Source organism: Paenibacillus sp. CR_12 (assembly GCF_041953985.1).
Lineage (GTDB): Bacteria > Bacillota > Bacilli > Paenibacillales > Paenibacillaceae > Paenibacillus_AQ > Paenibacillus_AQ lautus_A.
In genome coordinates, this window is the sequence record NZ_JAVFHO010000008.1 from 296,497 (window position 1) to 308,484 (window position 11,988).

The window sequence follows — 11,988 nt, forward strand, 5'->3', positions numbered from 1 at the left end:
ATTTGCAGCTTGCGTTTCCAACGGAATCTCAGCTCGCGGATACGGGGACATAGCATGGCTAGCGAAATCCGTGCAGAAACGGCTAGGCCTACCTGCTATGACTTCTTATATATTGATCTTAGAAAGGATGATGACCGGATGGATTGGGTCCAGCGGATGAATGAAGCCATCGGCTATATAGAAGCGCACATAACCGAGGAGATCGATTACGCTGAAGCGGCGAAGATCGCCTGCTGCTCTGTATACCATTTTCAACGCATGTTTCCGTTCGTTACGGATGTCACGCTCTCCGAATACATACGGAGACGGAGATTGACGCTGGCCGCCTACGAGCTGCAAAACAGCGACATCAAGGTCATCGACCTTGCACTTAAATACGGCTACGATTCCCCGGAGGCGTTCGCGCGTGCATTCCAGTACATGCACGGCACAACGCCGACGGCCGCTCGCCAAGCCGGTACCAAGCTGAAGGCCTATCCCCGCATCTCCTTTCAATTCTCCATGCGAGGGGCTGCCGAAATGAATTACAGAATCGAAGAAATGAAGGCATTTTCCGTTGTCGGTTTCAAGAAGCAAGTAAGCACGCAGCGCGCCTATGAAGAGGTTCCTTTTCTCTGGAAAGACGCCCATGCGGAAGGCATCTTCGACAAGCTGTGGAACTATCGTGCGCAAGACCATCCCATCCGGGGAATTCTCGGGGTTTGTGCAGACGGCGACTACGGGAAGAACGAGTATTTCGACTACATCATGTCCGTCGTATCGACGCATAATCCTCCGGAACCGATGGTGTTGCGGCATTTCCCTGCCGCTGCATGGGCGGTATTCGAGCTGGAAGGAAATCCGAGCCGTATTGCGGAGATGTGGAAGCGTCTTTATACCGAGTGGATCCCGTCCCATGCCTACAATCTAGCGCCGCTGCCTGCAATCGAATGCTATCTTCCCCCGGACGAGTATAAGAACGAATTATGGATTCCTGTCATTCGAAAGGCGCAATAAGTATTGCTGCTGAAGACATGTTTAGGGGCTCACCGCATCAAAAGTCATAAATCACGGCCGACTATGGTGCAGTGAGTCCCCATCAAGTTTTCCTGCCGAAATGAAACAGCCCCAGCGCCAACCATTCCGCCGTTAACAATGCCGCCGTGCCGATGAGCACCGGATAGGGCCCAAAATGATCAATCGTTTACTCTATACTGATTAACGCGTCGGCAGGCGGATAAACTAGATATCCTCCATGCGCATCAAGATGGAAATATAAAAAAACCGCTCTTTATCAGAGCGGTTTGCGGCTTTTCGCATAAGTTTGTATATAAGGCTAGAAAGTCCGTCCTTTGTTGCCTGCGGTGTTCCTGTCAGATCCGGCTATTCCGTTTGAACGGGAATCATGATCATAAACTCAGGGTCATCCGTATACGGGTCTTGACTCATCGGATATTGTTCAAAATGCGTTAAATGATCCGGGTTGTATTCCGAGTAGCCTTGTTCCGCAATCCAGGCATAGATATTGTTGTAAGATTGGTCGATGCTCTGCCCTTTGCGATGGGAACAAGCGGCATAGGTTAATGCGGGAACGGATATCGTAACCATCCCTTCCGGTACTTCCTCAATTCGCTCCACTTCGACGACGGCATAATGGATGAATCCTTCACCCCCGGGAGCCGCGTGGTAAGATAACCCCAGCAGGGTGTCCGCATGGATTGCGTGAGGAATCTCCGCGAGCCGCTCTTGCAGCGTCCGCTGCACCGCCCGGATTCCGCCCGCGCCTGCCTCGGCAAATGTGCCCTCCCATTTCAATCCAACCGCCTGAAATGCCGGCTTTCTCGTAACCGCTGCTTCATTTCGTTGATCGATGTTCATCGGTAAATACTCCTTTATCCTCTTTTTAGTTTCATTATATACTTGAACTATGCCAGAAACTGTCACAGTATATAAAATACTCAAGGAGCAGATTTATGCCCAAAACCGAACGGATCCTTAACGTCATGCAGCGAGTGTATGAACGGCAGAACTTCACCGTCGGCGAGTTAGCCGAGGAATTCTCGGTCTCGTATCGTACGATGCTCCGCTATCTTCATGAACTGTCTCGGCTAGGCGTTCCCTTATACGCCAATGAAGGAAAGAATGGCGGCTATTCCATCCTGACTTCTCGGCAGAAGCGGGAACGATCCGAGCAGACGAACGAGACCATTCAGCGGATCATCAAACCGCGGACGCTGATCGTCGGCCTGGAGATGAAGCTCCCCTTCACGGCCTATTACATGTCTCAGGCCCTCAAGCCCAGGCTGTGGCAGGAGCTTCAAAACCGGATGGAGGAGATTCCCTATATCCGCCATAAAACGCCGAACCCCTTGTTTATTGCTGCTGTTTTGAATCGGCAGCCGATCTATCATTATGTAGCAGGGTTCGAGGTCAGCACGATCCGGGATATGCCGGAGCGGATGGTGGGTTTAACCCTGCCGACGCAGGAGTATGCGATGTACACCCATGAGGGCCATTCCGAGCGGGAGGATACCGACCAGTCCTACTCCTATGTTCTTCAGCTGCTGAAACAACGCGGACTTATGCCGAACCCCGAACACTACAGCTTGGAGCTGAGAACCTCGGTGCATGCCTCGAAGACCCAGATCTACATCCCTATAACCTGAATCAGAGAATTTCACTTTCGGGAAATGGTACGCTGCGGATGCGCATATTCAGGTTTACCCCTTGGCGATATAAAAAAGCGAGCCCGGATCCTTTCCGGAGCTCGCCTTTGCTCGATTAAATGGCTTTCGGATTGTCGACCACGGGATTTACATCCGCATCATAATCCACGCCGTCGGTTTCAAAGCCGAACAGCTGGAAGAACTCGCGGCGGTAACCGGCAAGGTCGGTCAATTCTTCGATATTTTCACTGGTCACTTTGCTCCACAATTCGGCTACTTCGGCCTGAACGTCCTCGCGAAGCTCCCAATCGTCGATACGGATACGGCCCTTCTCGTCCACCGGGGTTTCTTGCCCGTTATAGAGACGATCGGAGAACAGACGGTAAATCTGCTCAATGCAGCCCTCGTGCAGCCCCTTTTCCTTCATGACTTTGTACAGCGCCGATACGTACAGCGGCACGACCGGAATCGCCGAGCTGGATTGAGTCACTAACGCTTTGCTCACCGTAACGTATGCGCGTCCGCCTCCGGTGGCAAGCTTCTCGTTCAGTTTCAGCGCGGTGGCCTCCAGGTGATCCTTGGCTTGTCCAATAGATCCGTCCCGGTAAATGGCCTTGGTAATCTCGGAGCCGATATAAGAGAACGCAATGGTCGTCACGTCAGGAGCCAATACGCCGCCTTCCGCCAGCTCGTTCATCCACAATTCCCAATCGTCGCCGCCCATGACCTCAACGGTGTTCCTCACTTCCTCTTCCGTTGCCGGTTCAATCGTAACCTCCGTCACTTCACCGGTGTGGAAGTTAACCGTTTTGTTGGTATACGCTGGTCCGATCGGCTTCAATACCGAGCTGACCGTCTCGCCTGTTTCAGGGAGCGTGCGGCGAGCCGATGCAACGCTGTAGACCACGAGATCGACCTGGCCCAGCTCTTTGCGGATCAGTTCAACCGTTTTGGCTTTGGTCTCCTGCGTGAAGGCATCTCCCGTCACGCTGTACGATTTCAAGCCGGCGGCATCCGCTGCCTTCTCGAAAGCGGCCGAATTGTACCAGCCCGCGGATGCGGTCCGTTTCTCGGTGGCCTGGCTTGGACGATACACGCCTACGGTATTCGCCCGGGCGCCGAATGCGGCAGCTATTCTGGCCGACAAGCCGTACCCCGTGGAGGCGCCGATGACCAGCACATTGCGCGGCCCTTCGATTCCAGGCTGCTTCAGTACATAATCGATCTGCTCCTGCACTTGGGCTTCGCAGCCTACAGGATGGGATGTCGTGCAAATAAATCCGCGTGTTCTAGGTTTAATGATCATATTTATATACCTCTCTTCTCGTATCCGTCGTTTCATACCTTATGTATGGTCTGCCAAGTTCCCCTCTATTTTAACTGTTTTTAGCGGAGAGAGGAAATGTTTTGACGGGAAAATCAAGAAAACCTCCCTTTGGTGTGACGGAGGCTTCAGCCTGCATTCCTTCCAAAGAGAGGTTCTTTATGTTTAATGCGCTATATCTGCTACCATAAAATACCGAACGGATTATTTGAATGAAGCATAGCCCTGGTCGGCCATGACCACGCTGCCCGTAATCGCAGCCGCTTCATCCAGCGACACGAGATACACGGTATCGGCGACCACCTCGGGCTGCGTCAATTCTCCGCCCATGACTTTGGCTCTCATGGAATCCAGCATGCCGGAATCTTTATAACCCTGGATGATCGGTGTATCGACGGCTCCAGGAGCAACAGCCACGACACGAATGCCGTATGGCGCCAGTTCAAGCGCGGCGGATTTGCTCATCATGATGACGGCACCCTTTGTCGCATGGTAAGCAAATGTTCCCGGCGAAGCCAAGAAGCCGAATACGGAAGCCGTGTTGATGATAACGCCTTTAATGCCCAGTTCTTTCATTTTTCTGCCTGCCGCGATGATACCGTAGGCAACCCCGTGCTGATTCACGTTAATCGTGCGATGGTAAAGATCCATATTTTGTTCAAGGACCGGCCCGGCGCCGCCAATGCCGGCATTGTTGTGCATGACGTCGATGCGGCCGTAGAGCTCAACCGCTTTATCCACAAGCGCCTCGACGCTTTCTTGCTTGGAAACGTCGACTTGAACGAATGAAGCTTCGCCGCCTTCTGCTTTGATCATATCGACGGTCTCTTGCCCGGCAGTTTCATTAAAATCGGCAACGACGACGCGATCGCCTTTTCTTGCGAATTTAAGGGAGACCTGGCGACCGATTCCGCTCGCTCCACCGGTAATTACCGCTACACGTTGTTCTGACATTATCAATGACCTCCTAGGGTAAAATAGCGTTATGATTTGAACATTGTGTGTCCATGTCCTTGTGTTCATTGTAATCCCGGGTTATATTTAAGTAAATTTAAACATAATTAATGTTACTTAACTTTTATTTAAGGATGAAAGCCATATGAATCTTGAACAATTGGAATATATCGTGGAGACGGCCAAGACAGGATCGTTAACCAAGGCAGCCCAGAATTGCAACGTCACCCTTTCCGCGGTGAGCCAAGCCGTGTCCAGCCTGGAAGCCGAGTTCGGTTTTTCTTTGTTCACCCGTTCCCGGCTTGGTGCCGTACCTACGGCCGAAGGTCAGCGGATCCTGCAGAAGGCTTATGCCATTTTGGAGCAATTTCAGGAGCTGAGGGCAGAGGCCGAAGGCTATTCTAATTTGCTTGGCGGGTCATTGCGGATTGCTACCGTACCGGTGCCTTTAACGCTGTCCATCGATGCCATTATCCGGTTCAAAAAAGACTTTCCGCAAATCAAACTCGACATCACGGAGAAAGCGACGCTCGATATTATTGAGGATATTAAGCAGAATCACGCGGATATCGGTCTGATCTTCGTTGATGAATCCATCATTCATCAGCATCGCGGCCTGCATTTCGGGAAGCTCCTCGAGAGCAAATTCGTGGTGGGGGTCAGCCGCCAATCCCCTCTCGCCATGCGGCAATCGATCACGCCCGATGAGCTCCGAGAATATCCCTTGGTACTGTATAAGGATGACAATCTGTTCAAGCTGATGGATGTATTCCAGGAGCAGTACGGGGACATGGATGTGTTATTCTCCACCAACCAGACGAGGGTCATACAGAAGCTCGTCGAAGAGAATGTGGCGGTTACTGTAGGGGTCGACTTGTCCTTTGCCAGCTTCACTTCCGTTCCTTCGGGAAACATCGTGACGCTGGAGCTGGAGATGCCCCCCGGCCTCGCCGCTTCCTCCTTCGGGTGGGTACAGCCCGGAACCCACCACCTGTCGAAGCCGGCGTCGATCTTTCTGGACAAGCTGAAGCATCAGATTGGATAAGGGGCTTAGGTTCGCCGAATGAAAAGCCAACCGGCAAATAGGGTCGTGGCATTATACCAGTCTCCCCGTTCGCCGGTTGGTTTTTTAACAAGCTCCGTAATTATGTTAATGAATTACTCAAGCGTCAAACTCACCGGGCAATGATCGCTTCCGAGCACATGGCAGTCGATCTCGGCATCCTTCAGCTTCTCGGCTAAACGGGCAGACGTCAGGAAATAATCGATGCGCCAGCCGATATTCCGCTCCCTCACCTTGGCCATATAGGACCACCAGCTGTATACGTCCGTACGGTCGGGGTAGAAGTGGCGGAAGGAATCGATAAAGCCCGCAGCCAGCAGATCGGTCATTTTGCCGCGCTCCTCCTGCGTGAAGCCGGAATTCCCATGATTGGATTTGGCATTTTTCAGGTCGATTTCCTGGTGCGCCACATTCAAGTCCCCGCATACGATCACGGGTTTGCGTTCGTCGAGCTGAAGCAGGTAAGTGCGGAACCGTTCCTCCCACTCCAGCCGATAATCCAGCCGGCTCAGGTCGCGCTTCGCGTTCGGCGTGTATACGTTCACGAGATAGAAGCCCTCAAACTCCAGCGTGATCACTCTGCCCTCGGGCTCGCTGTCTTCCTCCAGGCCATAGCGAACGGACAATGGGGCGATTCTCGTAAATACCGCCGTTCCCGAGTATCCCTTCTTCTCCGCATAGTTCCAATACTGCTGATATTCCGGACCCAGATCGAGCTCGATCTGTCCCGCTTGCAGTTTCGTTTCCTGCACGCAAAATATATCGGCATCCGCCTCATTAAAATAATCCATAAAGCCTTTCGTAACGCAGGCCCGCAATCCGTTGACGTTCCATGATACTAGCTTCATATCGTAACCTCCGTGGTATCCATATCGTTTTGCGCGTTGAATCTATGAATCTTCTAAATTCTATAATGGTATCATGTCACGGGTGTAACGAACAAGAAGCTTCGCCCCTTTCATCATAACTTCATGAAACGATAAGATGAGGCCTTGCGTGCATAATCCCGCCCCAAATCAGGAACAACATAAACGTAAACGGAGTGCGGTCATTTCGCACCCAATCGATGAGAATCCCACGAAAGGAGGAGTGCAGCAAATGACTGGCAGAAACAGCAAGCCTAAGAACGACGGCCCTTCCAGCAGCCCTGAACGTTTGGATCAATACGGGGACAAGCTGGCTTCCGAGAACGAAGAGGAGTTCACCTCCGCGGCCGAAGAGCATTGTCGGGATCAGGAATAATGGAATTGATACGGCTGTCGATGCCCATTCGATAATCACCGCAGCTAAAACACCCATCCATGCCAAGGCAATGAGATGGGTGTTTTTCCTATTCGATCATCTGGACGAACACGTATGCCTGATCGGTTATAACCATTCTGCTCCTCGCTGTCGCTACTCCGTCACCCCGCAGCGGTTGCCGTCCGGATCTGTCAGGGAAAATCCTTTGAACCCGCCAAAATCCTCAATTTCAGTCACGTCGGCTCCCTTGGCAACCAGTCGTTGATGGATTTCACTCACATTCGTGGTATGCAGGTTGAAATATTGCCCCACACCATAATCATTCTTGGGAAATTCCGGCTGCTTCACCTCATAGGAACGCACGAGGCAAAAGGATACCTTCTCATCGTTCATTCGCATGACAACCGCATTCGGTTCATCCGTGTGAATCACTTCAAATCCGAGCATTTCCGTATACCAGGCCGTCGAACGCTTTAGATCACTCACCGGTACGAAAATGCCAACGCCGTACAATAGGGATTTTTTCAACCAACCTTCCTCCTCTTTGATTTGCTTAAATAGCTTCCAACACATAAGAAACGATATTTCGGGCTAAAACCAAACAGGGTCCAAATTTTATTCCGTAAATTTCCACACGTTTCCATCCGGATCTTCCATATAAAATGCAAGGACTCCGCCAACCCGGCTCAATTTGCTTATTCTGATGCGCAGCTTGGTCAGTTGAAGGTACGAAGTACAAATCGCTTGGGGATCTCTTTTTCGAAAAGCTATCACAAGCGCATCCATATCCAGTGCTGCGGATGTACCCGCTGGGTCTCTCTCCTGTGGCTTAGGTTCATCGCCTGTTTGCTGTATGCGATGCAGCTTCTTCAGCCTGGCTCGCGCACGTCCGAGCGACACCTGAACCGTCCCTTCGGACATGGAGAGAAATTCGGCCGTCTCCCTGGCCGTGAAATCCAATACGTCCATAAGCAGCAAAATCACCATAGCACGTGGCGATAACCGGTCCACTAAGACCTCCAAAAGCTCCCTGGTGGATAAGCCGTCATCTACGGCCGCCCTATCTCCTAACACATTCTCGGAAACCCTCATCCCGGGCTTATCCTTCCTCAGTCGGTCCTTCCACGCGTTGCTTGCGATGCGAAACAAATAGGCATTGGATAGATGTTTTCCAGGGTCGGTTTCAACGGCCCGCATCACCTTCATCATGACATCCTGCAGCAGATCCTCCGCTTCCCATGGATCCCCCGAGATTCGCTTGCAGTATCGGTGCAGCTTGGTCTGGATGTTGGACAAGTCCGGCATATACTTCGGCATCATGATTCCCACCTCGCTAACTAGTTCTGTGAGTGCCCGTGTTTTCCTGCTCAAGGTTTGCATGTTATCTTAGCCCATATCCATATCCATATACCAAAAAGCCGCCTCCCGACAATATCGGGCGGCGGCTGCTTTGTTCACTCTGACAGCGTTTATTTCACCAAACTTTCCAGCACGTCATCAATGATCTGGCTGTTGGCAATCGTGCCGGTATAGAGCCAGCTTGTATCTTTTCCATATTCATAGATGTTGCCGTTCTTGACGGCCGGAATATTCGCCCAGAGCGGATCCTGAAGCACTTCGGCGCCTTCGCCGTCGCTGTTAATAAAGAACAGATGATCCGCGTCGAGCTCGGCCAATTTCTCGAGGGAAATGGAGGACCAGTTGCCGGTAGCCGATGCCGAGATTTCCTTCACCACGCCCGGTACGGTAAGTCCCAAGTCGCCGTACATAACGGCGCCGCTGGACAGCGTCTCGCTGACAACGAACAATTTGCCGCCGACAAGCCATATAGCCGCAGCGGATTCACCGCCGATCGCCTGTTGGATTTGATCCCTGGCATCCTTGGCCTTCTGCTCGTAACGATCAAGCGCCGCTTGAGCTTCCTCCTCCATGCCAAAGATTTCGCCCACTTTCTTCAGCTCTTCGCGCCAATCGTTATTGACTTCGTTGCCGATGACGTAGGTAGGAGCAATCTTGCTGTACTGGCTGTATTTATTGCCTTCTACCATAGAAGCGGAGTCCATGATCAACAGGTCCGGCTGAAAGCTTGCTACCGCTTCAAAAGGAAGATCATGCTCAATGGTCGGCACGTCTTTTAACGCATCCTGCAGGTAATCCTGGACGCTTCCGCCCTTGACCGACCACTGCGCGATCGGGGTAATGCCCAATGCCACCAGGTTATCCTCCAAGTAAGAAGCGATCACCCGTTTCGGCTCAGCCGGAATTTTCACTTCATGGCCCATGGCGTCCGTCAACGTTCGTTCCGTCTTCGCTTCCGTGCTTCCTTCCTCCGGCTTGGCTTCGGTGCCCCCGTTCTGCTCGCTTGGCGTTGGCGTCCCCGTCGGCTCGTTACCGGCTGCGTCCTTGCTGTTACCGCAAGCTGCAAGCAGCGTTAAAGCCGCCAGCAGTCCTGCGATAATCCATATTTTTTTCTTGAAAAGACTCATCTTTTCTTTCCCCCTATGTATATTTTTTTGGCGCAATCACTAGCATTCTACGCATGAAGTGATATAATAACACTAACCATGATAATGAAATTCATTCTCATTTACAATACGTTATTTCAATATTTTTATCAACATAAAGGTTTAGGTGAACATGCAGGCAAATCATCCCAATCACAAAACAACCGCAAAATCCATTTACCGTCCCAAAACAGCGGCGGCCGTCATTCTCCTGGGGCTTGGTCTGCTGGTTGCCGCGATGGCATCTTCGATTATCTATGGCGCGTCGAACATTAAACTGTCCACCATATGGGAGGCGTTTGTCCGCTTCGATGCCGATTCCACCCCGCATCAGATTATCCAGAGACTTCGAATGCCAAGGGCCTTGGCGGCTGCGCTAATCGGCGGTTCCTTGGCCGTATCGGGAGCCATCATGCAGGGCATGACAAGGAATGCGCTCGCCTCCCCTTCCATTATGGGCGTCACCGCCGGTGCCTCCTTCATGATGTCGATCGGGTTTGCCTTTATGGAGACGCCATCCATTACTGCGCTCATGCTGTTATCTTTTGCAGGCGCCGGCTTGGGGGCCGGGCTTGTGCTGCTGATCGGCTCGTTATCCAAACGGGGATTGACGCCTGTCAAGCTGGCCTTGGCCGGGTCAGCCGTTACCGCGCTGCTGAGCTCGATATCCTCGGCCATTGCCATCCGCTTTAACGTTGCCAAGGATATCAGCTTCTGGTATGCCGGTGGCGTGTCGGGCGTGCAATGGGTGAACGTGAAACTTCTGATCCCCGTCGCCATCGTCGGGCTGCTGATTGCGCTGGCGCTCAGCCGATCCATTACCGTCATGAGCCTGGGCGAGGAAGTCGCTACCGGGCTTGGCCAAAAAACGGGAACCGTCAAGTTCCTGGGCACGCTCGTTGTGCTGCTGCTGACAGGCGCAGCGGTGGCTGTAGGCGGAACGATCGGATTCGTGGGGCTCGTCATCCCGCATATCGTCCGCTTCATCGTCGGACCCGACTATCGGCTGATCATCCCTTGCTCCGCCGTCATGGGAGCACTTCTGCTGGTGTTTGCCGATGTGGGTGCGCGGATGATCAATCCTCCGTTCGAGACGCCGGTCGGCGCAATTACGGCGATGATCGGCGTTCCCTTCTTCCTCTATCTTGCACGGCGCGAAGGGAGAGGGCTGTAACGATGAATACAACGAGAAAAATCATCTCCGTATCCATGATCCTGCTGCTGGCTATCATTGCCGTATTCCTGGTCAGCCTGAATATGGGAACGATGAAAATCCCGCTGGCCGAAGTGGTCAAAGCGTTCAACGGGACAGGTTCCGAACAGAATTATACCGTCCTGATGCACTTTCGCCTGCCCCGCATGGTCATTGCCATCCTGATCGGCGCGGGAATCGCCGTCTCCGGCGCCATACTGCAAAGCGTTTCGCGAAACGCGCTGGCAGACCCGGGCATTCTGGGCATCAACTCCGGGGCAGGATTGGCCGTCGTACTGTATATTTTTTATTTTCAAGGAAGCTCGTTCAGTTCCGGCATATGGTCCGTCTATATCATGCCTTTTGCCGCGCTAGTCGGTGCATTTCTTGCCGCCTTCCTCATCTATTCGCTGGCCTGGAAGCAAGGCGTCACGCCGATCCGGCTGGTGCTTGTGGGGATAGGCATCAACGCGGCCTTCGGGGCGCTGATTATCGTATTCCAGCTGATGATGGACCCTAACAATTTCATGCAGGCCACCATCTGGCTGTCCGGCAGCATCTGGGGGGCAAGCTGGGAGTATGTCGTTGCGATCCTTCCGTGGATCCTGTTCCTGGTTCCTTGGGCGGTATATAAATCGCAAAATTTGAATGTGCTCAACCTGGGAGACCACACGGCTGCGGGGCTTGGGGTTACGGTCGAGCGCGAGCGAAGAACGCTGCTGTTCATCTCCGTTGCCCTGGCGGGCGCCTGCGTCGCCGTTGGCGGCGGCATCGCGTTCCTCGGACTCGTAGCTCCGCATTTGGCACGCAAGCTGGTGGGTCCCCGTCATCAAGGAATGCTGCCTGTCTCCGCGCTTCTCGGCTCGCTGGTGCTGCTTGTGGCCGATATGATCGGCAAGAACCTGATGGCCCCTTCCGAAATCCCGGTCGGCTTGGTCGTTTCCTGTCTCGGAGCACCCTACTTTATTTATTTGTTGATCAAGGATTAAGGTGGAATGGGTTTAACAAAAAAAGACGGCGATCGCCTCCCGGTCTATGCAGGAGGAAATCGCCGTTGTTTTGTA

The 11,988-nt window shown here is 52.7% G+C and carries 13 protein-coding genes; 6 read left to right on the forward strand and 7 right to left on the reverse strand.

All coding sequences use genetic code 11. From position 1 onward, the window contains the following. Positions 1-138: 138 nt before the first annotated feature. A complete protein-coding gene (locus RB297_RS25135) occupies positions 139-996 on the forward strand; it encodes an AraC family transcriptional regulator (protein WP_375121771.1) in 858 nt (285 codons plus the stop codon). A gap of 366 nt (positions 997-1,362) precedes the next feature. Here RB297_RS25135 and RB297_RS25140 read toward each other — a convergent pair whose 3' ends face one another. Beyond that, a complete protein-coding gene (locus RB297_RS25140) occupies positions 1,363-1,857 on the reverse strand; it encodes a GyrI-like domain-containing protein (RefSeq protein ID WP_375121728.1) in 495 nt (164 codons plus the stop codon). A 95-nt stretch (positions 1,858-1,952) separates the two neighbouring features. Between RB297_RS25140 and RB297_RS25145 the strand changes: the two genes are divergently transcribed. Further along, positions 1,953-2,645 carry a GyrI-like domain-containing protein gene (locus RB297_RS25145; RefSeq protein ID WP_192570810.1) on the forward strand — a complete coding sequence of 231 codons (693 nt, stop codon included), beginning with the start codon at positions 1,953-1,955 and terminating at the stop codon, positions 2,643-2,645. A gap of 115 nt (positions 2,646-2,760) precedes the next feature. On the opposite strand, the gene fabV is transcribed toward RB297_RS25145, so the two are convergent. Next, positions 2,761-3,951, reverse strand: coding sequence for an enoyl-ACP reductase FabV (fabV, locus tag RB297_RS25150; RefSeq protein ID WP_375121729.1), 1,191 nt, complete (start codon positions 3,949-3,951; stop codon positions 2,761-2,763). 222 nt (positions 3,952-4,173) lie between these two features. Continuing rightward, entirely contained in the window at positions 4,174-4,923 is a 750-nt protein-coding gene (locus RB297_RS25155) for an SDR family NAD(P)-dependent oxidoreductase (RefSeq protein WP_015737046.1), read from the reverse strand. A 145-nt stretch (positions 4,924-5,068) separates the two neighbouring features. On the opposite strand from RB297_RS25155, the gene RB297_RS25160 reads away from it, so the two are divergent. Then, positions 5,069-5,968 (forward strand): LysR family transcriptional regulator, encoded by a 900-nt coding sequence (locus RB297_RS25160; protein WP_375121730.1) that lies wholly within the window; start codon positions 5,069-5,071, stop codon positions 5,966-5,968. A gap of 113 nt (positions 5,969-6,081) precedes the next feature. Here RB297_RS25160 and RB297_RS25165 read toward each other — a convergent pair whose 3' ends face one another. After that, entirely contained in the window at positions 6,082-6,834 is a 753-nt protein-coding gene (locus RB297_RS25165; protein WP_375121731.1) for an exodeoxyribonuclease III, read from the reverse strand. A gap of 250 nt (positions 6,835-7,084) precedes the next feature. Here RB297_RS25165 and RB297_RS25170 point away from each other — a divergent pair, with 250 nt between their 5' ends. Beyond that, positions 7,085-7,228: a hypothetical protein gene (locus RB297_RS25170; RefSeq protein WP_009595787.1), complete on the forward strand. Its 144-nt coding sequence runs from the start codon at positions 7,085-7,087 to the stop codon at positions 7,226-7,228. Positions 7,229-7,381: 153 nt separating this feature from the next. Here RB297_RS25170 and RB297_RS25175 read toward each other — a convergent pair whose 3' ends face one another. The 3 genes from RB297_RS25175 to RB297_RS25185 all read right to left on the reverse strand — a co-directional run bounded on the left by RB297_RS25175 (position 7,382) and on the right by RB297_RS25185 (position 9,714). Next, positions 7,382-7,756, reverse strand: coding sequence for a VOC family protein (locus RB297_RS25175; RefSeq protein WP_277746760.1), 375 nt, complete (start codon positions 7,754-7,756; stop codon positions 7,382-7,384). Positions 7,757-7,843: 87 nt separating this feature from the next. Beyond that, on the reverse strand, positions 7,844-8,548 hold the full coding sequence (locus RB297_RS25180; RefSeq protein ID WP_375121732.1) for an RNA polymerase sigma factor: 705 nt from the start codon (positions 8,546-8,548) through the stop codon (positions 7,844-7,846). Between the two features lie 149 nt (positions 8,549-8,697). Further along, entirely contained in the window at positions 8,698-9,714 is a 1,017-nt protein-coding gene (locus RB297_RS25185; protein WP_096776364.1) for an iron-hydroxamate ABC transporter substrate-binding protein, read from the reverse strand. A 151-nt stretch (positions 9,715-9,865) separates the two neighbouring features. Between RB297_RS25185 and RB297_RS25190 the strand changes: the two genes are divergently transcribed. Both RB297_RS25190 and RB297_RS25195 read left to right on the forward strand, forming a co-directional pair. Then, a complete protein-coding gene (locus tag RB297_RS25190; RefSeq protein WP_096776365.1) occupies positions 9,866-10,906 on the forward strand; it encodes a FecCD family ABC transporter permease in 1,041 nt (346 codons plus the stop codon). 2 nt (positions 10,907-10,908) lie between these two features. Next, entirely contained in the window at positions 10,909-11,913 is a 1,005-nt protein-coding gene (locus tag RB297_RS25195; RefSeq protein WP_096776366.1) for a FecCD family ABC transporter permease, read from the forward strand. Positions 11,914-11,988 lie beyond the last annotated feature (75 nt).